Source organism: Sulfitobacter guttiformis, assembly GCF_003610455.1.
Classification (GTDB): Bacteria; Pseudomonadota; Alphaproteobacteria; order Rhodobacterales; family Rhodobacteraceae; genus Sulfitobacter; species Sulfitobacter guttiformis.
The window spans coordinates 2,167,637-2,190,999 of sequence record NZ_RAQK01000001.1 but is presented as its reverse complement, the minus strand read 5'-3'; the positions used below and the strand labels follow the sequence as shown (position 1 = coordinate 2,190,999).

Sequence of the window (23,363 nt, the reverse complement as noted above, 5' to 3'; positions counted from 1 at the left end):
TTGGAAATTGGCCAGAGCATTACGGCGCTCGGTGCTGATCGACGTATATCCAAGACCGTGGTTGCGGCCCAAAATATGTTCGGAAGTTCGGTCACAAGACAATCCTGCCGATTCAGTGCGGTTTTGTGTGACGCCCGTGGCCAGAAATCTACGCAGTAATTTTTCGTTGATACAAAGGCTAACCCTTATATAAGTCATGAATATTGACATATGAGGGAACACATGACCGAAGTTCTAGCCGAGAAAATTTCGGGTGCACAAGCTGCCATAAAGGGCACTTTGATAGAGACACCAACACTTGCGCTGACGTCGGACAGATGGCGAGCTGTACTCCCTGATATTGCCAGCGGCACAGTCAAACTGGAGCTTTTCCAGCAGGCGGGCTCGTTCAAAGCGCGGGGGGCCTATCTGGGTATCAGCGGTTTGTCCGCTGAAAACCGTGCAAAGGGCGTTGTCGCGGCGAGCGGCGGTAATCATGCAATGGCAGTAGCATGGGCCGCCCAAAAACTTGGTGTTTCGGCCAAGATCGCGATACCGCGTGCCGCTGATCAAGTCCGGATCGACGGGTGCCGCGCAACCGGAGCCGAGGTGATCCTGTGCGACGATATCGTCGAGGCCTTCGCGGTCATGGAGGAAAGCGCTGCAAAGGAAGGGCGCGTGATGATGCATCCTTTCGAGGGAGAGCATATGACGCTTGGCAGTGCGACTTGCGGTGCCGAGTTTGTAGCCGCGCATCCCGAAATAGATCTGTTCATAATTCCGGTTGGAGGCGGCGGCATGATCAGCGGCATGTCCGCAGCGATCAAGCTTGCCAGACCCGATGCCACGGTAATCGGGGTAGAGCCATTTGGCGCAGATAGCATGTTCCGCAGTTTTGCTGCCGGAGAGCCTGTGCGTCTGGATAAAATATCGACTATTGCAGACAGCCTCGCCTCGCCTTTGGCGATGCCCTACTCTTTTGGTGTCACCCATCGCTATACCGATGAGATTGTTCGCGTCGAAGACGAGGCATTACGTCATGCCATGAGGATGTATCAGGACATTCTCAAAATTACAGCCGAGCCAGCCTGTGCGGCATCTCTCGCTGCACTTGTTGGCCCGCTCAAGGACAGGGCAAAAGGTCGACACGTGGGTATCATCGCCTGCGGGTCGAATATCGGAATGGCACGCTACGGATCGCTTCTGGCCCAGACATGATGTCTGTTGGATGCTTTCGCGTTCGCGGGTAACCCGGTCTGACGATCATACGCTCTGATGAGCGATCAGCCTTTCGATAAAGCTGTCGCATGCATCAAGCTGTTGAACGGCAATCCACTCATCAGGTTTGTGGGCCTGTTCAATCGATCCTGGTCCACAGATTATCGTGGGAAGTCCGACCTTCTGATAGACCCCCGCTTCCGTGCCATAGTTGACGGATTGACCTGCATTCTGACCTGTCATGCCAAGGCCAAGCCGCAGCGCGGTCGAAGCCGTATTCGCAGCCAAAGGTGGCACATCGAAAACCGTCTCGAACTCGACGGATGCTTCTGTGGCATGGCGCTGCATTTCTGCTTCCAGCGCCCGCGCCATTGCCCTGATCCGCTGCACGATTGCATCGGCATCCTGCCCCGGCGCGCACCGCAATGACCACATCACGCGACATTTATCCGAAATGATATTATGCGCCGTACCGCCATTTATTTGCGCAAGATTGAGCGTTGTCATCCGGTCGCCTTCGCCAACCGGAACCTCTTGCGAGAACTCCTCGTTCAGCGTTATCAACTGTGCGGAAAAACGGATGGCGTATTCATTCGCGCTCAACCCCAACCACGGAAGGCTGGAATGGGCAGATACACCATTGAATGTCACATATTCGACGAACGCACCTTTGTGCTGATCGACAACAGACATTTCTGTAGGCTCGCCCACGATGACGGCCTCGATGTCGGTAGCTTGTTTCGCAATTTCCTCTGCCAGATATGGGGCCCCTAAACATCCCGTCTCTTCATCGTAGGTAAACGCAAGCCAGATCGGACGCTTCAGTTTCGCATCCACCAGCTTCGGCACTGCCGCGATCATCGAAGCAAGGAACCCTTTCATATCGCACGTCCCGCGACCATAAATCCTGCCGTCACGCTCCGTCGCGACGAAGGGAGGATGCGACCATTTCTGGTCCTGCACAGGTACAACATCGGTGTGCCCGCTCAGAATCAACCCGCCCGATACGTCCGGTCCAAAGCGAAACGCGATATTTTGCTGACCTGGCACAGGACCTGGCGCGATAATTCTGTCCGTGGCGGCCGCTTCGCAATGACTGGCAATATAAGCGTTGATTTCGTCTGTGCTGGTGCCTGATACCGTTTCAAAGCGAACAAGATCGCAGAGGATTGATTTTGCACTTTGAAAGGCTTGGGGGATTTTTGGGGACATCGAACCAATCCAAGATAGAACTTCAAGATAGTCTAGAACGGAAATCCATTTGGAGATAGCCCTCCTGCACTTCGAACGATCGCACCCCCCACCAACACACAAAGAGGGACTGTTCGCGATCAAAACTACGATTTCGAACGCTAGCGTTACGGTTAACTCAAAACATAAAGGCGCCTTCGAAATTCTTTACCGCACTAATTATCGCATTGGATCACCTGCAGGACGGCGACAGGCCTCGTTTCAGGGGAAAATCCGTTCACGCATACGCGCTGCCGCATCATCCCAAGTCCCTAGAAAGCCACCTGCCTCAAGGCTTGCGCGGGCATGTTCCTCACGAACGGTTGGCATCGTCAGCATCCTTCGTAGTGCGGCAGCAAAGGCGTCCGCATCATCAGCAGGCACAAGGATCCCCGCCTTTTCCCCCACAGTATCGGGCACAGCACCTGCAAGGGTAGAGACAATCGGCAAGCCATGGCCCATCGCCTCTCCGAAGACGATACCATAGCCTTCATACCGCGTCGCGAGCGCAAAAATGCTCGCGCTGCGGTATCGCTCATTCATCGCATCACGGCTCACTTCGCCTGACAGACAAACCCGCCTGCCCAGTCCCAAATCTGCGATCATCGCTTGCAAATATGCAGTCATACCCTTCTCGTGATCGCGCCCCACAATATCGGCCTGCCAATCCAGATCTGTTATTTGCGCCAATGCGCGCAGCAGTATGTCATGTCCCTTGCGCTGTGCGAGAATACCAACACTCAGGATAATAGGCCTATCCGGTTTTTGCGCCTGCTGTGGCACAGGGCGCTCGAACCCCGGCAGCACAACTGTGATCCGGTCCGCTTTTGTACCGTATTCGCTGCGCAAAATGCCGGCAGTATGGGGGCTGGTCACAAAAATATGGCGCGCAAGAGCGAGATTGGCCTGCTCGCGCTGCGCCATTTCGGCAGCACGTGCTGATTCAAGCCCGGGCTCCAATGCCAGCGGGTGATGCACCAGCGCATAAAGCGGGGCTGCGACCTGCCGCAGGGCATCCGTATCAAGTGCACCGTAGGCCAGCCCATCCACCACCACAGGCACCTCCGCGCCCAAGGACTGCAGCTGTGCGATCGCCTGCTGCGCGTCTTTTGCATCCGGAGCAGGAAAACTGTCACCCCACGCGAGGTGATTTATGATTGTACCATCGCGCCCCAACGCTTGCATCAAGTTAAGATCATAAAGGTATCCACCCGTCAGCGTATTAATATCACCAGGTACGGCGAAGGCGATTGTATATGTCATTCTCTTGTCCCGATAAAACCTGACAACGCAGGTGCAAGCTCCGCATTCGTAGCAATAAACGATCCAGAGGAAAGGACGCTGCGTCCGGACCACAGGGGTGTGACTACGCCCCCCGCCTCTTGCACCAAAAGTGTGCCTGCCGCCACATCCCACGCCCCGAGATTACGCTCCCAATACCCCTCAAGCCGCCCCGCCGCGACATAGGCCAGATCAAGAGCCGCGGCACCCCAGCGCCGAATACCGGCGGTTTGCGGCATCAACCGCTCCAGATCATCGAGACAATCTGGCAAATGCGTGATGCGCCCGCCCGCTGGCACGCCGGTTGCAAACAGTGCTTCGTCAAGCGGCACACTGTTACTTACCTGCATGGCTACACCGTTGAGATAAGCACCATGCCCGCGCTCTGCCACGAACATTTCGGCCTTGGCAGGATCATAAACCAAGGCACACAGCGCCTCTTCGCCCTTGTAAAGGGCAATGGAGATTGCCCAATGCGGCAAGCCCTTCAGATAATTCGTGGTGCCGTCCAACGGATCAACAACCCAACGCAAGCCGTCCTGCGCCCCCCGCGCACCACCCTCCTCGCCCAGCCAGCCGTAGGTCGGATAAGCGGCCCCAAGCGCGGCCGAAATAAGTGCCTCCGCAGCGCGATCAGCGTCAGTCACAAAATCCCCTGCGGTCTTTTGCTCTGTCCGAAGTGTCTGACGGCGCGTTCTGTAGTCGAGCAGCACATCCCCCGCCCGCAGCGCCACATCTGCCATCAATTGCAGCGTTTGCGATGCCGTATCCGGTAGCAACTCTGAGACCTGCCCTCTCATGTCAAAGAGCAAAGCGTACACGGTGACACAGGGTCGACGGATCTGTGAGGATACTGCCGTAGCTTTCCGCCAGATCCTCAAATGCCGTTTCGCCCGAAATCAGCAGGTCGAGCGCGGGATCAGCCAGTAAATCCAGCGCTTTTGCCAATCTGCGCGCATAGGTCCAGCGAGCAGCGTGATCGCTCGGGATCCGCCCAACCTGAGAGGCCACAAGCCGCAGCCGCCGTTGGTGAAACCGCCCCCCCAGCGGAGCACGGGTCACGCCGTTCCCATACCAACTGGCCTCAATCACTGTAGCTTCGAGACCTGCTATCGCGATTGCTGTGGCCAATCCCGCCTCGGATGCTGAAGCGTGGATCACAACATCAGCGTCACCAGGCGCATTGTCCGGCATCGCAAACTGGCAGCCCAGCGCCCGCGCAAGCGTATCACGGGCAGGATCAATATCAACCAGATACACCTCTGTGCCCGGAATGCGGGCCGCTAGATACCCCACCAATGAACCCACCACACCAGCGCCGATAACCGCAACGCGGTCGCCCGCCGTGATACCTGAATCCCAGATAATATTGAGCGCGGTTTCCATATTCGCCGCCAGCACGGCACGGGCGGGTGCGACCGTATCCGGGACCGTCAGAGCGGCAGCGGGTGGTATAGTGAATTCACTCTGATGCGGGAAAAGCGTAAAAACAATCTCGCCTGCACGCGCTGTATTCATCACGCGGCCGACGGCCGAATAGCCGTATTTGACCGGAAAGCTGAATGTACCCTGCTGGAAGGGCGCGCGCATTGTTTCATGCTCGCCCTCCGGTACGCGACCCTCAAAAACAAGCCGCTCTGTTCCACGGCTGATTGCGGTAAAAAGTGTGGTGATTTGCAAATCGCCCTTCCCCGTCTCGTAGTTGGTCTTGCACAGAGCTGCCTGCTGGGCTGCGGTGATCCAAAGCGCATGCGCCACACCGCTCACAGGGTGTGTCCCGACTTGAGTGCTTTTGTTGCGAGATAGCCGCTGTTGTGCGGGTTGCGCCCCACACGCAGTGGCACCTGTTCGGTAATTTCGATACCATTAGCTTCAAAAATCCGCACCTTGGCCGGATTGTTTGTAAGCAACCGTGCAGCGCGCACGCCCATACTTTGCAACATCACAGCAGCCACGCGAAAATCACGCTCGTCATCTTCAAATCCCAAACGGTGGTTTGCCTCAACGGTGTCGAGCCCCTGATTTTGCAAGTCATACACCCGCATCTTGTTGGCAAGGCCGATCCCGCGCCCCTCCTGATTGAGATAAAGCAGAATACCCGCGCCCTCGGCACCCATGCGCGCAAGGGCTGCGTGAAGCTGTGGCCCGCAATCGCATTTAAGGCTCCCCAGTACATCACCGGTGAAGCAGGCAGAATGGAGCCGCGCCAACACGGGCTGCGCCAGATCAGGCGTGCCAATTTTCAGAGCATAATGCTCACGCGCACCGGCGCTGTCGCGAAATACCGTCAGCTGACCAGAATCCGCAGCATGGAGGGGAAAGGTCGCGGCGGACACTGGCGCGAATACAGGCTTTGCTGCCAGCTGTTCCAGACTTGCGCCAGCGTCGATGCGGCAAAGATCCAGCCCTTCGGGAAGGGCGGAACCTTCGCTCACCTCGAACACCACAGCAGCGGGCAACAACTCGGCAGATTTCATCAACCCAAGAGCCAAGCGGTACAATAGCAGATCACCGCCTACAACTACACAGTGCGCGCTGGTGGGTAGTGGGATAGAGTCAAACCGTGCATTTGCCCGCGACCGGAACCATGCAAGGGGTGCGCCCTCGGGCGGGCGTATGCGCACCGGCTCGGCTGCGGACTTCTCCGAGGCCACTTCGGTAAGAACAGCGCGTGCGCGGACATCAGTGATGACAAGCAACGGCGCACCCAACAAAGCGCGCAGCGCGGTGAGGCGGTCATCAGACAAAGTCTCTACCGCCATAATTATTACCTGTCTTCTTCCAGATAGCCCCATACAGGGCCGCCCTGACCGCAGGTCAGATACGGCCCTTGCGATCTGCTCTGCAACTGTCGGAGACAGCGCATCAAATGCGGCGTGAAGTGTCAACGCTGGCGTCGGCACTGACGGGCGCAATGCATTACCGGGCATTGGAGGTCTGCCTGCTATGCCACGCCTGCGGGTTCATCCGATCCTGCGTTAGAGCACAGTCAAACACCACATCAGACCCCAACGCGAAGCTGGACGTTGCCGGTCTGCGCGCCTGCGCCAGTGACGCGATTGCCGAGGTCGTCAACCCCTGTGGCCCCGCGCCAATGATCAAAGGGGCGATTGCCACATGAAGCCGAGTTAACAGATCTGCCTCCAGAAATCTGGCGATAGTAATACCACCTCCCTCGACCAGTAGTCGCTCAAGACCTATGGCATTTAGCCCAGTGACTATATCGCGTGGCAAAATCCAGCCACCAGCGCAGCGCTTCAACTGTATAACCTCAACACCCTTTTCGCGGGGCCTGTCCACGGCTTGGATAACCACGCGGCGCACGCCATCGTCGGCCAAAAGTTTCATCCCGTCGGGCAGCCGTCCATCGGGGTCGATTACCACACGGGCCGGGCTTGTTCCTTCCACAAGGCGGACGGTCAGGCTCGGATCATCATGCAACGCCGTCTTCACGCCAACCACTACTGCGTCCGACAGCGCACGCATCCGGTGCAGATGTGCAAGGCCGTCCGGCCCCGACACATCCTGCGCGTCACCGGATTCAGTTGCGATCCGACCATCCAGCGATTGACCGATCTGCGCAACCACACTGCGCGCGCGTGGCGGTTGGGCCATCGCCCCATACAAGGCAAGCGACTGGCGCTCGCCCACGGTCCAGTCGCCACAGCACAAGCAGGCCTGATCGCGGCGCGCAGACAGGATCCTGTCCCAGACTTTCGGTGTCACATCCACAAGGTTCATCGCTGTCTCCGGACCTTATCGTAAGGTTGGGGCAAGGCCGCCTCGGCCTCGCGCATGTCATCTAAACGCGCCTCTGGCGCCAGAGATAGAAAGTATCTCACAGGTATCAGGCGGAAGCCCGCGCAGGAACAATAGCAAGAAGGTCTGTATGACCAATCATTCCTTCGCTTTTTTCGACAGCGGCGCATCGCGCCAGCGCCCATTCTGCCGCGTCGTTCAACCCTGCTTCGGCCGCAGCGCTACCAATTCCGCCCAGAAGCTCGGCGTGAAGTGTCGCCTGAGCAGCGCCAAGCCTCCATGGACTGTCCGCAAAGGTCACATTAAAACCGCGTGATCGCAATGCCAGTGCCGCCTCGGCACCGGCCTTCGGGCCAAGGGCAATTCCGATCCCCTTGTCAGTGCGTTGGTGCCGGTTGAAATACTTTGTCACCGCACCGTCCAACGGAAGCTCCGGCGTCCAACCCATCCGGCCGTCATAATTGAGTGCCGCATAAAACGGGATACCCGCCTGCCATAGCTTGTCAGCAAGTGCCTCTACCCAGCATTGTGGCATCAGATCAAGCAGCGCAGAGGCGGTAACAAGGCTCACCCCCTCAAGAGGTAGCACGTCTATATCCACCAGATTGCCAAGCGCCATTTCTGCCTGTGGTATATTTCGCGCAGCCTCTGCCAGCAGTGCGGGGTCATTATCAAAGAAACGCCAGCGTAGGTCGCTGAAACCTATTGAAGCAAAAGCCCGGGCTGTTGATCCTGTGCCACAACCGAGGTCCAGCACCAGCCCACCCTCAGGTACACAAGCGCCAGCCGCCTCAAGGAGGGATGGATCACGCGCAGCCAGATCAGCAGGTTCGCGCAAACCTAGCCATGCGGCAGAAAACCCCATATCAGATGTCAGCCTGATACCAGCCGCGTGCGACATGGCTCTCGTGCATCATCACGCGGATGCTACGCACCCGACCACCATCGCCCAGACCCGTTGTCTTGGCCACTTCGCGCAACTGCTTCCAGATGTGCCCACACAGAAATTCGGTTGTGGTGATCTTGCCCTTGAACTCGGGCACTTCATCGAGGTTGCAATATTTGAGGGGCGCAAGGGCCGCGGCAAGGGCCTCAGTAGCGAGGCCCATATCGACAACCAGCCCGTTCTCGTCCAGATCCTCGGTGTAGAAGGCCGCATCAACGACAAAGGTGGCACCGTGCATACCTTGCGCAGGCCCGAAAACCGGGGATGGTAGGGAGTGGGCGATCATAACGTGATCACGGACTTCGACAGCGTACATAATACTTTTCCAGTTGGTTTTTATTGCATTGTAAGATGAGACTGGATTGCACGGCGTCAAGGAACTTTGCCCCAAATCCTCTACACGTTCCGGCGATATCTTGCCTTGACCCGGTCGCGCGCCAGAGTATTTGGAGCAGCAAGAGATCGGGCGAGGTAAAATAATGGCTCCACAGAACGCTGCACCGCCTGACTATGACGCATAGCCTGTCCTGTATTACCTGGAATATACACCGCGGGCGCGGTAGCGACCGGCTCGTAGATCCAGAGCGGATTCTGGACGTACTGAGCCGCGAGGTCTGGCACATCGGGACCGACGCACTGATCCTCCAAGAGGCCGATGCAGAGACAGACAATCAGGCCGGTGTTGTAGATCCAGAAAAGATCGAAAGGGTCACGGGGTTACGTCATTTACAAACAGCACGCGCGCTCCGCTCGACGGACACAAGCCATGGGTTCTTAGGAGTTGTCGTCTATCTTCACCCCGACATTGTGATCGAGAGGGTTCAATTGGTCGATCTGCCGGGACATTGTGCGCGCGGTGCGGTGGTGGCCGATGTGAAAAAGGCAGGCATTCCTGTGCGGCTGGTGGCTACGCATCTGTCGCTGGCGCAATGGTTGCGGGTGATGCAGATGCGTACATTGGGACAGTTTCTGCAGCGCTTCGATCCGCGCCAAACAGTGGTTTGCGGCGATTTGAATGAATGGCGGTTTTGGGGCGGGTTCGCCTTTGGTCGTGCGGTCACGGGCCTCGATTTGTCGGGGCCTGCATTGCGCAGCTTTCCGGTACGGATGCCGCTGCTACCACTTGATAGGGTTCTGAGCACACCCGAGGGTCATGTCAGCGATGCACAAGTTCTCGACGGTACAGGCATCCGCGCAGCCTCAGATCACCGTCCGCTACGCGCGAGCGTCACTCTCGGGGTGGCCACATCCGCGCCATGACTCCGTCGCGTTTGATCAGCGCATGATGAAACGCCGCCGCAATGTGCAGGCCGATCAGAATTGCAATCGCCCAGGCACCGTAAAAATGCACAGCCTTGGCAAATCCTGCCAGCGCTTCGGATTTAGGAATGATCGCAGGAATGCCTGCAGCGTCCAGCGCCTCAATCGGAAAGCCGCCCGCCCGCACCCGAATGTAACCCGCCAGCGGCATAACAAATAGCAAAGCATATAGCGCGGCATGGGTCAATTTGGCGATGCTTGCTTGCCAGAGGGGCAGATCAGAGGGCGGCGGCGGACGGCGCCACCGATAGAGAATCCGCAGCACGATCATCACCAGCAAAAGCACGCCAATGTTCTTGTGAAAGATAAACAGAGTGTTCTGCAAAGGACGGGGCAGCCCCTGCTGCACCATCAAGAAACCCACAGGTACCATAACCAACACAAGGGCCGCCATCGACCAGTGCATCAGACGTGCGGCGAATGTGTAGGACAAGGAGGGATTTGTCATTTCGATCTGTCTCTCTATATCTTGCTTAAACACGCTACCAGTTTTCAATGGCACAGTCCGAGCACCGCGTATCACCTTTATGAATAGAACTCCCGCCTTGCAGAATGCAACCCGCCTCTCGGGGAGATACCCTCCTGTCAAACAGTTTTCGGCCATGGCGATGCTTTGCCTGCCCGGACTGCTGGTAATGGCGTATAGCATCGGCGCGATGGCGGGCATGTTTCTGGCAACGGTTGTGTTTGTGGCGGGGGTTGGTCTGGCGCTAAGGGGACTGCGGACCTATCCGCATGCGGGCATCGGATTATGCAACCTCGTGACATTATTCCGCTTCATGTTGGTAACGGTCGTGATTGCGGCACTGATGGCGCCTGATGCGGCGGATTGGCCTGTGTTTATCATTGCCGCCACAGCGCTGGTATTGGACGGTGTCGACGGCTGGCTCGCGCGGCTTAGCGGACATTCTTCGGCTTTTGGTGCATCTTTCGACATGGAAGTAGATGGGGTACTGGCGATGACGCTTGCCCTGCTGGCCTATACCAGCGGTCAGGCAGGAGTGATCGTCGTTTTGCTGGGCCTGCCGATGTATGCCTTTCGTGCAGCCCAAATTGCATGGCCATGGCTCAGAGGCGATCTGCCCCCACGATTCAGCCGTAAATTGGTCTGCGTGATACAAATTGCGGTGCTCATCGTGATCGCACTGCCCGTGACCGCGCAGCCACTTACGGATATGCTCGCGCTGCCTACCATACTGGCATTGGTGTGGTCTTTTACCCTCGACATCCGTGCCCTTTGGATTGCGCGCAGTTGCGCATCATGAAGCCCAGATTACTAGCACGGCTCGCCCTTGCTACTGTGGTTTTGTTTCTGGTCATGATCCAGCCCAACCATCCCGGAGCAATGACTTGGGACGCACTGCGGCTTTTCCCGCTGGAACTTCCCGCATTAATTTTCACACTTATAGCTGTCGGTGATAGCAAGGCCGGGCGGATTTTGCGCGCTACCCTTGTCGCGGGGCTTACGTTAATCGTGATCCTCAAGACCGCTGATCTGGTAAGCTTTAATGCCCTGTCGCGGGGGTTCAATCCGGTGGCTGATATGATGCTGGTGGATGCGTTCATCCGACTGTTGGCAGGATCTATGGGTGTAGTTATGGCTGTGCTCGCGGTGCTGGCGGCAGTGACAGGGATGATCATTGTGACCGCGGTGTTGTGGTGGGCCATGGGCGCTTGGGCTCAACTGTCAGTTCCGGGCGCGCGGCTCTTTGCGCTTCCTGCGGTAATCGCCGGGACACTGATGGCCGCACAGGTCGGCAAGAGCATGGGCGGCTGGCCTCTTCCGTTCGATCCGCCAGGTGCCGCGTTTACCGCACGCGTGGGTGTTGAGCGTGTCTCGCTCATCCGGCGCACAATCGACGAGACCGCTGCCTTTCGGGTGCAGGTCCGTGAGGATACTTTTCGCGACGCGCGCGATCTGCTCGACCGTATAGATCGCGATGTGATCGTCGTGTTCGTGGAAAGTTACGGGCGCACCAGCCACGATACACCGCTTTATGCCGAAACCCACCGTGCCACACTGGCCCGCTACGAGAGCTTGCTGAGCGCCCAAGGAGTCGCGATGAAATCGGGGTTTGTGCGCGCACCCACCCGCGGCGGTCAAAGCTGGCTGTCGCATGCGACACTGGCCAATGGCATGTGGATCGACAATCAGGTCCGGTATGGCGCGGCACTGGCCAGCGGGCGCCAGACATTATTTCACCACGCAGCCAACAACGGTTTTCGCACCGCTGCGGTAATGCCCCAGATAACGCTGGAATGGCCCGAAGCCACGCGCATGGGATTTGATGACGTCCTGCCCGCCGCTGATCTGGGCTACCGCGGCTTGCCCTTTAACTGGGTCACTATGCCTGACCAGTTTACCCTCGCAGCCATCGACAGGCTGGTGCGCGACCCTGTGCAAAACCGGCACAGCTTTGTCCAGACTGCCCTTGCCACATCGCATGCACCATGGGTACCTATCCCGGAAATCCTTGACTGGGACGCACTTGGCGACGGGACTGTTTTCAACGAGATTGCCACCTCCGGCGATAGCCCCGAGGTCGTCTGGCGCGACCGTGACCGCGTTCGTGCGCAATACAGTTTGGCAATTGATTACGCGCTGAGCGCAGTGTTTGAATATGCCCTTCTGCATGCAGCTGATCCGCCCTTGATGATTGTGATCGGCGATCATCAGGCGGCGGAATTTGTGGCACTGGACAGTCGTGCTCACGTCCCGCTGCATGTAATAGGGCCTGCGCATCTGGTGGCGGCCCTGTCGGTCGTTGCGCCCGATGCAGGGCTGTTGCCAGCGGCGGATAGCAAGGTGACGCCGATGGATGCGCTACGTGATGCTATTCTAACGGCATATTCGTCGCGCCTGTCCGGCGGAGCTACGCAATGACACGCGCAATACTGTGGCGAGGCGGGCAAATTGGAGTGCTTGTCGGGTTGGCTTTGCTATTGTGGCACGCGGCAGACGGGCGCACCGCGCTCGAGCAGATGCGCCACGTCGATCCGCGCTGGCTGGTTGCGGCAGCGATTTTGCTGAGCGTCCAAACAATTCTGTCCGCCCAGCGCTGGCGGTTAACCGCCGCACAGCTGGGGTTGGCCATACCGGTGTTTTCGGCGCTAAAGGAATATTATCTGGCGCAGATCGTGAACCAGTCACTACCGGGCGGGGTATTGGGCGACGCGGGCCGTGCGCTACGCTCGCGAGGTCAGGCGGGGTTGGCCGTGGCAGCGCAGGCAGTGGTATTCGAAAGGGTCGCAGGGCAACTTGGTCTCTTGGCGGTGCTGACCTGCGGAGCCTGTGCGGGACTGCTGATGCCCACCGGTCTGAACTGGCCGGATTGGGTTGGACAGGCGGTTTTCGTGGGGGGAATAGCAGCCGCATTTTTTGCAGCATCAGGTGCACTAGCGCCCATTGTACGGCGGGCTGCGCGGCAGTTTGCCGATGCAGTCTGGGCACCACGCGTACGCCTGCAGCAAATCGTCCTCAGCGTGACCGCCGCCCTTTGCAATGTTGCGGCTTTTGCCTGTTGCGCCTTTGCCCTTGGCGTAGCGATGCCCGCTGTTGCTGTCGCAGTTCTTGTGCCGCTCATCCTGTTCGCAATGGTGCTGCCCTTGTCTGTCGCAGGCTGGGGTCTACGCGAAGGGGCTGCTGCACTGCTATTTCCGGTAATGGGGGCCACCGCAGCCTCGGGATTGGCCACCAGCATCGCCTTCGGGTCGGTTTTTTTGCTGACCACCCTGCCCGGCCTGCTGGTGCCACTGCTGCTCACATCCACAGCGCACTCAAAAGGAGAAAACAATGCGCCATAGCAAAAGTGGCATCGGCCGCTCCCTTGATGTCTATTACCGCGACTTAGCGCGCACAGAGCGGATGGACCGCCTGAACAGTCATTTTGTGAGCTCAGGCGATCTGGTTTTTGACATCGGCGCGCATGTGGGCGACCGCACAGCGAGCTTTCTCCGGCTCGGAGCAACGGTGGTGTCGCTGGAGCCACAGCCCCGGGTGTTTCGTGCATTGCGTTTGATCCATGGGCGCAACCCGCAGGCGACGCTGCGCGCGCAGGCGGTAGGCGCAGTAGCGGGAGAGTTGGAGATGTTTCTCAATAGCGAAAACCCCACCATTTCGACCCTTTCGCCAGATCTCATTGCAGCAGCGCAAAACGCACAGGGATGGAAGGGGCAAACGTGGGATGCACGGCATATTGCACCCGTTGTAACGCTTGACCAATTGGTCACCACCTATGGCAGTCCTGGGTTTGTGAAAATCGACGTGGAAGGGCATGAAGCCGAAGTGCTGGCAGGCCTAAGTGCGCCGCTGCCACTTTTGTCTTTCGAATTTACGACCATCCAGCGCGATGTAGCACATAAATGTATCGCGCGGCTCAGCGGACTGGGTGATTATAAGTTCAACCTCAGCTTCGGAGAGGATCATACCCTCGTGTATTCCAACTGGACCAATGCTGGTGCGATCAGCGCACAGATCGCAGCTCTTCCCGAGAGCGCTAACTCAGGCGATATCTACGCCCGTCTCGTCATGGACAATGGCATACCCTGAGGCACTGCCACCTGCGCCCGACGGGGAGCTAATGAATAACTTGTTCCCGCAATTATAGTAATGGCTTGATTCTCGCGCCGAGGCTGACCTGATGTCGACCGGCACGTTTCTTGAGCCGCTTTTTTCAGCCTCAAGATCGAATATCTGATCCTGATTTTTCGCAAAAAATACGCAAAAACAAGAAATCGGCCGGCGACGATACATAATGCACCGACAGCATGCAGATTTTTGGAACAATCCCGCAAACGGGGGAGTATAGTGGTGCGGAACTTAGTCATCCCCTAAATGAGGTCACCAGAGTGCCTTCACTTATTGCATGATGCTCCAAGGAACCCCTAAATGACCGAATTCGTGACTCTAAATGCGCCCTATATCGCGCTTGGTATTCTCGCGATGCTCTTCATCGCTTTTATGCTGGAGAAATATCCGCCAGAGGTAACGGCATCCGGCGCTGCTGCCCTCTTTATCGTGCTTGGGCTCGTGCCCTCCGGCGAAGTGATGGATGTTTTCTCAAACTCCGCCCCGATCACCATCGCTGCCATGTTTGTAGTGTCAGGGGCGCTGGTGCGCACCGGTGTCCTAGATGCGATGGCGAACCTTGTGATCGGGCGGGCAAAAGACCGACCCGTTTTTGCGACCCTTATCTTCATCCTTGCGACGATTGCGGCATCCGCATTTATGAATAATACGCCTGTGGTTCTGGTTTTGATACCTATCGTGGTGCGCCTTGCTGCCAGCCTCAACCTTGCACCGACACGGTTGCTTATCCCGCTGTCATATGCCGCCATTCTGGGCGGCACTTGCACGCTGATCGGCACCTCGACGAATATTCTGGTGGACGGGATCGCACGCGACAGCGGGCTTGAGCCGTTTACGATTTTCGAAATTGCGCCAGTGGGCATCGTGGTCGCACTTGTGGGTGGTCTTTCGATGCTGTTTCTAGGCAAGTATCTTTTGCCGGACCGCACGTCTGCTGGCCGCGCAAATGACAGTAGCGAAACCGAGTATCTGTCCGAAATCACCATTCTGGGAGACTACCCCCAGGCCGATATGCAGCTGGGTCGGATTCCCGAATTTACCCGTCCCGGCGTAAAAGTGACAGGCGTGCGGCGCGGTGGACGGATCGAGCGGCAGGATCTGACCCAATGGACCGTCCAGAAAGGCGATGCGTTGATTGTGATCGCGAGCACATCCGAGCTTTTGACGTTTTCCGAGCAGGGAGGGTTGCGGGTAGGTTTACGCAGATCGGTCGAGCTTGAACCCGACGCAGAGGTGCGCGTGGTCGAGACAATCCTGACACCGTCGCAATCCAACATCGGACACCGCATTGCGGACCTCGCGCTTGGCCGTCGCGCAGGCGTACGTGTTTTGGGCGCCTTCCGGCCTCGCCACATTGCAGGTGCCGATCTGTCAAGCGTCCGGTTGCGGGCTGCCGACAAACTTCTGCTGGAAGGGACACCAGAAGGTTTTGACGCCCTGACCGACAGTGGTGATGTGGTATCCGTCTCGGTGCCGGGGGGACGGGCTTACCGGCGGCGGCAGGCCCCTATCGCAGTGCTTGTGCTCATTTCAATTGTTGGGCTTGCGGCATTGAATATTATGCCTATCGGGATTTTGGCACTGGTCGGCGTCGCAGCCATATTAGTGTTGCGCTGCATTGATGCCGACGAGGCATGGGGATCTATCGATGCCTCGATCCTGATCCTTATTTTCGCCATGCTTATCATCGGTGCAGGCCTTGAATCCACCGGCGCAGTGGAGCTGATTGTAAGCGCACTGGCGCCGTGGTTGACGGGCATGCCGCCTTTCCTGACCTTGGTCGCCATCTATGCCTTGGGGTCTATTCTGACCGAGATCGTCACAAATAATGCAGTGGCAGTTGTGTTCACACCGATTGTCGTCTCGCTCGCGATAAAGCTAGGCGTAGATCCCCGACCATTTGTTGTGGCAGTGATGTTCGCGGCCAGCGCGAGTTTTGCGACCCCCATCGGCTACCAAACCAACACACTGGTTTACGGTGCAGGTAACTACCGTTTTTCGGACTTCCTCAAAATCGGAGTGCCGATGAACATCATCGTCGGCGTGACGGCCGTGCTGGCGATATCGGTGTTTTTCCCGCTTTAGCGCACAATCGGAGGGGGAATACCAAAGTTGCTCGGGAGCGGCGCTATGCTGCGCCCGAGTTAGCCCCCAAGAGAGTGCCCAATCAAGAAGCGATAGTTTTCCATTTGAGCGGCGTCATATAAACAATGCTGTCATCCGCGCTGACCATCACTTCCTCATCCTGAATATTCACCTGCAACCGCATCGAGCGACCCGCCAGCTTTGCCAAATCAATCGTCTCTTTTTCAGAGAAATTGATCACCGACAGATTATCGAAACGCGTGGTGCTGTTTTTAATCTTGTCCCACCATACCTCCGCAGGTCTACCACCATAGCAATATACGATGACCCTGTCCGATTTACCGCAGGATTGGCGCACGACTTTTTCACTCGGCAATCCAAGCGCGACCCACAGCTCAAGCTCGTCACTAAGACTCTTTTGCCAAATATCGGGCTCGTCGTCTGTCGAGAGACCCTTTGTCAACTCGAGTTGTTCCGTCGCATTCAAGGCAAACGCTACCAGGCGCACCATGAGACGCTCATCTGTCTCGGACGGGTGTTTGGCCACGGTGAGTTTGTGTGTCTCGTAATAGTTCCGGTCCATGTCAGACACGGACAGCTCGACTTTGTAGATAGTAGCTTTTTGCGCCATAACCCGTCCTAGAACTTCCAAAAAGCGATGCTTAGTGTGTCCTGACACCTTGTGAAAGGACATAAGGCGGGGTCATCGGATAAAAGTGGCTTGAGCCTCTTATTCGTAAAACGGATCTTTGCAAAACGCCCCCGAGGCTTGCACCGGTTTTGCGCACAGCAGCCATCAGCAATGATCTGCGTGTAAAGCACTGTTCACATTGTTGTGCATTGGCCGCCACAATTTACATCAATAGCTGTTTTGGCACTGTATTTGCCTAGCCGAGATGCCCGATAATATCACTTTCTGCGTGTTATTTCGGTCAACGCACTAGATACTCTAAATGTCTGACCCAGCGTAAAGTTTGCCCCATGAAAGCCATTCGTCAAATAGTCCTGTCTTTTGTGGTTGTTGCCGCAGGACTTTACATCTGGATCACTTATGTGCCTGCTGCGCAGCCGCTTCTAGCGCGGTTGGGGATCCTTGATCTGCTGGGTGTCGAGGGGGCCGAACCCGTGCAGGGCGAACAGGGTGGTGGACGCCCCGGCGGGAGTGGTGCAGCGACCGTGATTACCGAAACCGTCGGCGAGATGGTCCGCGAGGATCGCATCACCGCCATCGGTGACGGACGTGCGCGCAGGTCTGTCACTGTCCGTTCGAGTGCTGTGGGGATTGTCACGGACCTGTCGCTGGCTTCAGGCGGATTCGTGGAAAGTGGCACGGTGATCGTCAAACTTCAGAATGAGGAAGAAACGATCGCATTAGAGCAGGCGCGAATCCAGCTCGACAATGCCCGCACAGAGGAGGCTCGCATAAAACAACTGCAAGCTTTGGGGACAACCACCGAAGTCCGCCTGCGCGAGACCGAACTGGCCCTGCGCAGTGCCGAACTTGCCGTGCGACAGGCCGAATTTGCGCTGTCCCAGCGCCAGATCGCTGCCCCGATTTCAGGGTGGGTCGGAATTATCGACCTTGAGCAAGGAGACCGCGTGAATGCGCAGGATGTCCTTGTGACGATCACGGATCGCTCAGAGATCCTAATCGATTTTCGCGTTCCAGAACGTGCCGTGAGCAATATAAAGGTCGGGCAGACATTTGATGTATCACCGCTGGCGCTGCCTGACAAAACGCTAACGGGCGAAATCAGCGCTATCGATACTGTTGTTGATCGCGCCAGCCGGACCTTGTTGGTGCAGGGACGCGTCGCAAATGACACTGATCTCTTGCGCGCTGGCATGGCATTTTCTGTCAATCTGTCCTTTCCTGGCGCAAGCCTTCTGTCGATCACGCCATTGGCGGTACAGTGGTCAAGCGAGGGTCCGTTCGTATGGGTCGTGCGGGAAGGAAAAGCAGCCCAAGTCACCGTCGAAATCGTGCAACGCAACAGCGCGGAAGTTCTGGTAGCGGCGGATAATCTTGCGCAGGGGGATCAGGTTGTGACCGAAGGGGTCCAGACCCTGCGCAATGGTGCCGAGGTGAACGTGCTTGCGCCCGATACCTCGGCCTCGGCGGCGATCGCAGGAGAGCGGCCATGAGTGCGGCACCGTCAGCACCGGGGACAGCGGTTTTTGTCCGCCGTCCAATCCTTGCGTTTGTGTTGAATGCGCTGATCGTACTGGCGGGTCTTGCAGCACTTTTTGGGGCTGAAATCCGCGAACTTCCTAATGTAGACAGGCCCGTCGTAACAATCACAACACCTTTTTCCGGCGCATCACCTGAATCGGTCGATCAGGAGTTGACCGGCAGGATTGAGGGCGCTGTTGGCCGTGTTTCAGGAGTGCGCAGCATCTCATCGAATTCGCGCTTCGGGCGCAGTCGGGTCACTGTCGAGTTCAACGATAATGTGGATATCGACGTGGCCGCCACCGATATCCGGGACGCTGTCGGACGTATCGTGAACCAGCTGCCTGAAGACGCCGACCAACCCGAAATCGTAAAAGCCGATGCCAATGCCCAACCGGTAATGCGGATCGCGGTCACCTCCGACAGCAGATCGCCGCAGGAATTGACACAAATCGTTCAGGACCGCGTCGAGGATCGCCTGATTTCTGTCGAAGGTGTTGCCGATCTCCAGATCTATGGCGACCGCGAACCAATCTTTCGCGTGGATATAAACCAGCTCGAGTTGGCCAGCCGCGGCCTTTCGTTGGGCGATATGCAGCGCGCCCTGTCGAGTGTGGCATTTGACGCTCCTGCTGGCGATCTGGCGGGCAGCAGGCAGTCTATCAATGTGCGCACCACCGCCAATGTTGCAACGCCGGAGGCGTTTGAAGCGCTGGAGATAAAACCCGATGTCACGATCGGTGATGTGGCGCGTGTCACCCTTGGCCCTGCTAGTGGCGAGACAGCTTTGAGGGCAAACGGCCGGCAAGGTTTGGGAATGGGCATCATCCGTCAGGCCACGTCAAATACGCTCGAAATTTCGAAGAATGTTCGCGCAGTCGTCGCACAACTGAACGAAACCTTGCCCGAAGACATCAATATCTTCGTGACCTCGGACGATGCGACCTTCATCTCGGGTTCCATCGAGGAGGTCATCAAATCATTGGGCTTTGCTATCGCCATTGTTGTCGCAGTAATTTTTGTGTTTCTGCGCAATATCCGCGCGACATTGATCCCAACTCTCACTTTACCTGTTGCCCTGATCGGCACCCTTGCTGCGATTTATCTGGCCGGTTTTTCGATCAACATCCTGACCCTTCTGGCACTGGTGCTGGCAACAGGTATGGTGGTCGATGATGCGATTGTCGTGCTTGAAAACATCGTTCGCCTGCGTGCAGCAGGAATGGGCCCTCGTGCCGCCGCTGTGAACGGCACATCACAGGTATTTTTTGCCGTTGTCACTACGACTGCGACGCTAGCCGCTGTTTTTGTGCCTTTGTCGTTTCTGCCAGGACAGGCGGGCGGGCTCTTTCGCGAGTTCGGCTTTACCCTTGCAATGGCCGTGCTGCTATCCTCGGTCGTTGCCCTCAGCCTTTGCCCTGTTCTGGCGAGCCGTCTGTTGACCGCTCCCGTCGAGGAAAATCCCCGAGGACCGATGATCTGGCTGGGGACAAAAATACAGAACTTCTATGAGGTGACATTGCGGGGTGCGCTGGCAATCCCGTTTGTTATCATCCTCGCCTCTGCGTTTGTAATGGTCACAGCGATACTAATGGCGACAACGATCCGGCAGGAACTGACACCGCCCGAAGACCGCGCCGTCGCCCTCTTGAGCGTTACCGCGCCGCAGGGTGTATCGCTGGAATATACCCAGACTAAAATGCGCCAGATCGAGGACCTCGTGACCCCGCTTCAGGATGCCGGAGAGGTGACCAACATCTTCTCGATAAGCGGGTTCGGAGCGGACAATCGTGGCTTCATGGTATTCACGCTCGCCAAGTGGAAGGACCGCAACCGCAGCCAGCAAGAGATTGTGACCGAAATCAACGGCAAACTGCGCAGCGTAATCGGTGTGCGTGCCTTTGCGATCCAGCCAAATTCGCTGGGCATTCGTGGCGCGGGTCGCGGTTTGGCCTTCGGGATCACCGGAGACAGCTATGAACAGTTGGCCGATGTGGCCGAGACTATGGTGGACCGCCTCAACGAAACTCTCGGCATGGGTCAGGTCCGGCTTGAATACGAGCGCACGCAGCCGCAGCTTTTTGTCCAGATCGATCGCGCCCTTGCGGCTGATTTGCAGATCGACATTACCGGTCTAGGTCAAGCCCTTCAGGCGTTACTCGACGGGCGCACCGTTGCTTCGGTTTTCATCAAGGACAAAAGTTTTAATGTACAGATGCTCTCGACCTCAAATCCGGTCAATGACCCAGGCGATCTCGAGAATATATTTGTGCAATCGGCAAACGGTCAAATGGTACCAATGTCGAGTTTTGTGACACTGGAAGAACGCGCAGTTGCGCCAGAACTGGACCGCGAAGGCCAAAACAGGTCGGTCGAGTTGACGGCCGGCCTGACACCGGATCTGTCGCTTGGCGATGCGTTCGAACAGGTCAAAGCAATCGGCGAAGAAGTTCTGGGGGACGAAAACCGTATTGTACCATTGGCAGAGGCAGCCACACTGGATCAGACAAATTCGGGTATTCTGCTCACCTTCGGCTTTGCGATACTCATCGTCTTTTTGGTGCTGGCGGCGCAATTCGAGAGTTTCGTCTCGGCGGTCGTTGTTATGGCAACAGTGCCGCTGGGGCTGGCCTGCGCAATCTTTGCGCTGCTCCTTTCGGGTCAAAGCCTCAATGTATACAGCCAGATTGGGTTGGTAATCCTGATCGGGATCATGGCCAAGAACGGCATCCTCATCGTGGAATTCGCCAACCAGTTGCGTGACAAGGGACTTAATGTGCAGGACGCTATTATTGATGCGTCGACGATCCGCTTGCGGCCGGTCATGATGACAATGACATCGACGGTTCTGGGTGGTGTGCCGCTGGTCCTCTCCTCCGGTGCAGGTGCCGAAGCGCGCGAAGCGTTGGGCTGGGTCATCGTCGGTGGCCTTGGCTTGGCTACTTTATTCACGCTCTATTTGACACCTGTCGCGTATTCCTTGTTTGCACGTTTTTCGACGCCGCAGGCGCAAGAGGAAGCTCGGTTGCAAAAAGAGCTAGACGAGGCGGACTTGCAGAACATCTAGCGAGGGCGGACGCACGCAAGGCGCAGCACAAGGCAGTGCATTTTGTTGGAAAGAATGGGCAACTGAGTAGAAAGCCCCAAATTGATCTGCCGTATCGGTTGCCAGCACCTATCGGTACCCTAGCTTAACGCTAATCAGGGAGGCGCGAGCCAGAATGACGCAGACGCCGATCATTATTGCTAGAGGTATAGGGAAGTCGTTTCACGATTTCCAAGCCCTTACGGATATACACCTAACAGTAAACCAAGGGGAGCGCGTTGTAATTTGCGGTCCCTCCGGCTCTGGCAAATCCACTCTCATCCGGTGCTTTAACGGCCTCGAAAACCATGACACCGGGGATCTGAACGTGAACGGGATAGAGGTCCATGCGCTGGCGCAGGGCATGCGGCAACTACGGCAGGACGTGGGAATGGTCTTCCAGCAGTTCAATCTTTTCCCGCATCTGACCGTTCTGGAAAACCTGATGATCGGCCCCCTGAGGGTCCGCAAGCAAGACCGCCACACCGCGGAGGCAACAGCGCGCAAATATCTTGAGCGGGTCCGCATTCCCGAGCAGGCAGACAAACGCCCCGCTCAATTGTCGGGCGGTCAACAACAGCGCGTTGCGATCGCCCGTGCCCTGTGTATGGAGCCGAGTGTCATGCTGTTTGACGAGCCTACCTCCGCGCTTGATCCGGAAATGATCGGTGAGGTGCTTGAGGTGATGGTCGAGCTCGCAGGCACCGGTATGACAATGGTCGTGGTCACACACGAGATGGGATTTGCGCGCAAGGTTGCCGACACGATGGTGTTCATGGAGGCTGGGCGCATTGTGGAAGTCGCTCCGCCAGGGACGTTTTTTACCGCGCCCGCCAGTGCCCGCGCCCGCGCATTCCTTGATCAGATACTGGAACATTGAAGCGTGCGCACCGCTCGTCCACTTACCCTGAAACGGGTGCTGAATATTCCCCTGATCGCCGTGATGCTCTATGCGGTCATTGTGGGCGTGATAATGTGGACATCCTACTCAGGTGCCCGGCAGATGGGTTATAACTGGCAGTGGTATCAGGTCCCGAAATACATCTACACATTTACCGATGACGGGTTTCAAGCAGGTGAAATCCTCACTGGCCTGTGGGCCACGATCGTTCTGTCGCTGATTTGTTTTGTTCTTGCGACCATCCTAGGGCTTGGCGTGGCCTTGCTTCGACTGTCAGGGTTGATCGTGGGTAAGGCAGTGGCAATCGGGTATCTGGAATTTGTGCGCAACATTCCGCTGCTGGTGTTGCTGTATTTATTCTACTACGTGCTCGGCCCGATCTTCGGGCTGGACCGTTGGACAGCGGCAGTCCTGACCCTTGGCGTTTATCATTCCGCACTGATCTCGGAGATTTTTCGCGCTGGCATCAATTCTGTCGCGGTTGGTCAATGGGAAGCTGCTGCCTCCATCGGGATGAGCCGCGCACAAGCCTACCGCTATATCATCCTGCCCCAGTCGGTGCGCATTATGCTGCCACCGCTAACGGGCGAGATTGTAAATCTGATCAAGTCTTCCGCCATTGTTAGCGTGATCGCTGTGGCCGAGCTGACAACTGTGGGGCGCAATATCATTTCCGACACCTACATGAGCTTTGAGATCTGGTTCACGATTGCAGCCGCCTATCTGGCACTTACCCTCGTTTTGTCCTTTGGCGTCTCAGCGCTGGAGCGACGTTTTACTACCGAAACCTGAACACCA

21 protein-coding genes are annotated in these 23,363 nt (G+C 57.1%); 11 read left to right on the top strand and 10 right to left on the bottom strand.

Features of this window, described 5'->3' with window-relative positions; translation table 11 throughout:
* Window positions 1-222: 222 nt before the first annotated feature.
* Window positions 223-1,197, top strand: coding sequence for a threonine ammonia-lyase (locus C8N30_RS10725; protein ID WP_025060973.1), 975 nt, complete (start codon window positions 223-225; stop codon window positions 1,195-1,197).
* Window positions 1,198-1,242: 45 nt separating this feature from the next.
* Here C8N30_RS10725 and argE read toward each other — a convergent pair whose 3' ends face one another.
* The 8 genes from argE to C8N30_RS10685 form a co-directional block, all read right to left on the bottom strand.
* Entirely contained in the window at window positions 1,243-2,409 is a 1,167-nt protein-coding gene (argE, locus tag C8N30_RS10720) for an acetylornithine deacetylase (RefSeq protein ID WP_025060972.1), read from the bottom strand.
* A 240-nt stretch (window positions 2,410-2,649) separates the two neighbouring features.
* Window positions 2,650-3,690: a glycosyltransferase family 4 protein gene (locus tag C8N30_RS10715; RefSeq protein WP_025060971.1), complete on the bottom strand. Its 1,041-nt coding sequence runs from the start codon at window positions 3,688-3,690 to the stop codon at window positions 2,650-2,652.
* Window positions 3,687-4,451, bottom strand: a complete 765-nt coding sequence (locus C8N30_RS10710) for an inositol monophosphatase family protein (protein WP_025060970.1) — start codon at window positions 4,449-4,451, stop codon at window positions 3,687-3,689. The genes C8N30_RS10715 and C8N30_RS10710 overlap by 4 nt, the downstream gene beginning before the upstream one ends.
* Before the next feature lie 58 nt (window positions 4,452-4,509).
* The gene (locus tag C8N30_RS10705) at window positions 4,510-5,475 is read right to left on the bottom strand and encodes a zinc-dependent alcohol dehydrogenase (protein WP_025060969.1); all 966 of its coding nucleotides are present in this window, start codon (window positions 5,473-5,475) and stop codon (window positions 4,510-4,512) included.
* On the bottom strand, window positions 5,472-6,470 hold the full coding sequence (gene ribA / locus C8N30_RS10700) for a GTP cyclohydrolase II (RefSeq protein ID WP_232222773.1): 999 nt from the start codon (window positions 6,468-6,470) through the stop codon (window positions 5,472-5,474). The genes C8N30_RS10705 and ribA overlap by 4 nt, the downstream gene beginning before the upstream one ends.
* 157 nt (window positions 6,471-6,627) lie before the next feature.
* Window positions 6,628-7,449 (bottom strand): RibD family protein, encoded by an 822-nt coding sequence (locus tag C8N30_RS10695; protein ID WP_025060967.1) that lies wholly within the window; start codon window positions 7,447-7,449, stop codon window positions 6,628-6,630.
* A 106-nt stretch (window positions 7,450-7,555) separates the two neighbouring features.
* On the bottom strand, window positions 7,556-8,368 hold the full coding sequence (locus tag C8N30_RS10690; RefSeq protein ID WP_232222772.1) for a class I SAM-dependent methyltransferase: 813 nt from the start codon (window positions 8,366-8,368) through the stop codon (window positions 7,556-7,558).
* On the bottom strand, window positions 8,334-8,729 hold the full coding sequence (locus tag C8N30_RS10685) for a 6-pyruvoyl trahydropterin synthase family protein (protein WP_025060965.1): 396 nt from the start codon (window positions 8,727-8,729) through the stop codon (window positions 8,334-8,336). Before C8N30_RS10685 ends, C8N30_RS10690 begins: the two co-directional genes overlap by 35 nt.
* Before the next feature lie 194 nt (window positions 8,730-8,923).
* Between C8N30_RS10685 and C8N30_RS10680 the strand changes: the two genes are divergently transcribed.
* Entirely contained in the window at window positions 8,924-9,673 is a 750-nt protein-coding gene (locus C8N30_RS10680; RefSeq protein WP_025060964.1) for an endonuclease/exonuclease/phosphatase family protein, read from the top strand.
* Here the strand turns inward: C8N30_RS10680 and C8N30_RS10675 are convergent.
* The gene (locus tag C8N30_RS10675; protein WP_025060963.1) at window positions 9,642-10,181 is read right to left on the bottom strand and encodes a cytochrome b; all 540 of its coding nucleotides are present in this window, start codon (window positions 10,179-10,181) and stop codon (window positions 9,642-9,644) included. The two genes, C8N30_RS10680 and C8N30_RS10675, sit on opposite strands and share 32 nt — an antisense overlap.
* A gap of 154 nt (window positions 10,182-10,335) precedes the next feature.
* Between C8N30_RS10675 and C8N30_RS10670 the strand changes: the two genes are divergently transcribed.
* The 5 genes from C8N30_RS10670 to C8N30_RS10650 all read left to right on the top strand — a co-directional run bounded on the left by C8N30_RS10670 (window position 10,336) and on the right by C8N30_RS10650 (window position 16,406).
* A complete protein-coding gene (locus C8N30_RS10670; RefSeq protein WP_025060962.1) occupies window positions 10,336-10,998 on the top strand; it encodes a CDP-alcohol phosphatidyltransferase family protein in 663 nt (220 codons plus the stop codon).
* Window positions 10,995-12,617 (top strand): alkaline phosphatase family protein, encoded by a 1,623-nt coding sequence (locus C8N30_RS10665; RefSeq protein WP_025060961.1) that lies wholly within the window; start codon window positions 10,995-10,997, stop codon window positions 12,615-12,617. Before C8N30_RS10670 ends, C8N30_RS10665 begins: the two co-directional genes overlap by 4 nt.
* Entirely contained in the window at window positions 12,614-13,537 is a 924-nt protein-coding gene (locus C8N30_RS10660) for a lysylphosphatidylglycerol synthase transmembrane domain-containing protein (protein WP_025060960.1), read from the top strand. Before C8N30_RS10665 ends, C8N30_RS10660 begins: the two co-directional genes overlap by 4 nt.
* A complete protein-coding gene (locus tag C8N30_RS10655) occupies window positions 13,527-14,282 on the top strand; it encodes an FkbM family methyltransferase (protein WP_025060959.1) in 756 nt (251 codons plus the stop codon). The genes C8N30_RS10660 and C8N30_RS10655 overlap by 11 nt, the downstream gene beginning before the upstream one ends.
* A 339-nt stretch (window positions 14,283-14,621) precedes the next feature.
* A complete protein-coding gene (locus C8N30_RS10650; RefSeq protein WP_025060958.1) occupies window positions 14,622-16,406 on the top strand; it encodes an SLC13 family permease in 1,785 nt (594 codons plus the stop codon).
* A gap of 82 nt (window positions 16,407-16,488) precedes the next feature.
* On the opposite strand, the gene C8N30_RS10645 is transcribed toward C8N30_RS10650, so the two are convergent.
* Entirely contained in the window at window positions 16,489-17,037 is a 549-nt protein-coding gene (locus C8N30_RS10645) for a YaeQ family protein (RefSeq protein ID WP_025060957.1), read from the bottom strand.
* 350 nt (window positions 17,038-17,387) lie between these two features.
* On the opposite strand from C8N30_RS10645, the gene C8N30_RS10640 reads away from it, so the two are divergent.
* The 4 genes from C8N30_RS10640 to C8N30_RS10625 all read left to right on the top strand — a co-directional run bounded on the left by C8N30_RS10640 (window position 17,388) and on the right by C8N30_RS10625 (window position 23,357).
* The gene (locus C8N30_RS10640) at window positions 17,388-18,551 is read left to right on the top strand and encodes an efflux RND transporter periplasmic adaptor subunit (RefSeq protein ID WP_025060956.1); all 1,164 of its coding nucleotides are present in this window, start codon (window positions 17,388-17,390) and stop codon (window positions 18,549-18,551) included.
* On the top strand, window positions 18,548-21,646 hold the full coding sequence (locus C8N30_RS10635) for an efflux RND transporter permease subunit (RefSeq protein WP_025060955.1): 3,099 nt from the start codon (window positions 18,548-18,550) through the stop codon (window positions 21,644-21,646). Before C8N30_RS10640 ends, C8N30_RS10635 begins: the two co-directional genes overlap by 4 nt.
* Before the next feature lie 154 nt (window positions 21,647-21,800).
* Window positions 21,801-22,544 (top strand): amino acid ABC transporter ATP-binding protein, encoded by a 744-nt coding sequence (locus C8N30_RS10630; RefSeq protein WP_025060954.1) that lies wholly within the window; start codon window positions 21,801-21,803, stop codon window positions 22,542-22,544.
* Between the two features lie 3 nt (window positions 22,545-22,547).
* On the top strand, window positions 22,548-23,357 hold the full coding sequence (locus C8N30_RS10625; protein ID WP_025060953.1) for an amino acid ABC transporter permease: 810 nt from the start codon (window positions 22,548-22,550) through the stop codon (window positions 23,355-23,357).
* The last annotated feature ends 6 nt before the right edge of the window (window positions 23,358-23,363 follow it).

What these genes read in the sequence shown, in the direction of transcription:
- C8N30_RS10725 (WP_025060973.1), top strand. Translation starts at nt 223, where the DNA reads ATGACCGAAGTTCTAGCCGAGAAAATTTCGGGTGCACAAGCTGCCATA.
- argE (WP_025060972.1), bottom strand. Translation starts at nt 2,409, where the DNA reads ATGTCCCCAAAAATCCCCCAAGCCTTTCAAAGTGCAAAATCAATCCTC.
- C8N30_RS10715 (WP_025060971.1), bottom strand. Translation starts at nt 3,690, where the DNA reads ATGACATATACAATCGCCTTCGCCGTACCTGGTGATATTAATACGCTG.
- C8N30_RS10710 (WP_025060970.1), bottom strand. Translation starts at nt 4,451, where the DNA reads ATGGCAGATGTGGCGCTGCGGGCGGGGGATGTGCTGCTCGACTACAGA.
- ribA (WP_232222773.1), bottom strand. Translation starts at nt 6,470, where the DNA reads ATGGCGGTAGAGACTTTGTCTGATGACCGCCTCACCGCGCTGCGCGCT.
- C8N30_RS10695 (WP_025060967.1), bottom strand. Translation starts at nt 7,449, where the DNA reads ATGAACCTTGTGGATGTGACACCGAAAGTCTGGGACAGGATCCTGTCT.
- C8N30_RS10690 (WP_232222772.1), bottom strand. Translation starts at nt 8,368, where the DNA reads ATGTCGCACGCGGCTGGTATCAGGCTGACATCTGATATGGGGTTTTCT.
- C8N30_RS10685 (WP_025060965.1), bottom strand. Translation starts at nt 8,729, where the DNA reads ATGTACGCTGTCGAAGTCCGTGATCACGTTATGATCGCCCACTCCCTA.
- C8N30_RS10680 (WP_025060964.1), top strand. Translation starts at nt 8,924, where the DNA reads ATGACGCATAGCCTGTCCTGTATTACCTGGAATATACACCGCGGGCGC.
- C8N30_RS10675 (WP_025060963.1), bottom strand. Translation starts at nt 10,181, where the DNA reads ATGACAAATCCCTCCTTGTCCTACACATTCGCCGCACGTCTGATGCAC.
- C8N30_RS10670 (WP_025060962.1), top strand. Translation starts at nt 10,336, where the DNA reads ATGGCGATGCTTTGCCTGCCCGGACTGCTGGTAATGGCGTATAGCATC.
- C8N30_RS10665 (WP_025060961.1), top strand. Translation starts at nt 10,995, where the DNA reads ATGAAGCCCAGATTACTAGCACGGCTCGCCCTTGCTACTGTGGTTTTG.
- C8N30_RS10660 (WP_025060960.1), top strand. Translation starts at nt 12,614, where the DNA reads ATGACACGCGCAATACTGTGGCGAGGCGGGCAAATTGGAGTGCTTGTC.
- C8N30_RS10655 (WP_025060959.1), top strand. Translation starts at nt 13,527, where the DNA reads ATGCGCCATAGCAAAAGTGGCATCGGCCGCTCCCTTGATGTCTATTAC.
- C8N30_RS10650 (WP_025060958.1), top strand. Translation starts at nt 14,622, where the DNA reads ATGACCGAATTCGTGACTCTAAATGCGCCCTATATCGCGCTTGGTATT.
- C8N30_RS10645 (WP_025060957.1), bottom strand. Translation starts at nt 17,037, where the DNA reads ATGGCGCAAAAAGCTACTATCTACAAAGTCGAGCTGTCCGTGTCTGAC.
- C8N30_RS10640 (WP_025060956.1), top strand. Translation starts at nt 17,388, where the DNA reads ATGAAAGCCATTCGTCAAATAGTCCTGTCTTTTGTGGTTGTTGCCGCA.
- C8N30_RS10635 (WP_025060955.1), top strand. Translation starts at nt 18,548, where the DNA reads ATGAGTGCGGCACCGTCAGCACCGGGGACAGCGGTTTTTGTCCGCCGT.
- C8N30_RS10630 (WP_025060954.1), top strand. Translation starts at nt 21,801, where the DNA reads ATGACGCAGACGCCGATCATTATTGCTAGAGGTATAGGGAAGTCGTTT.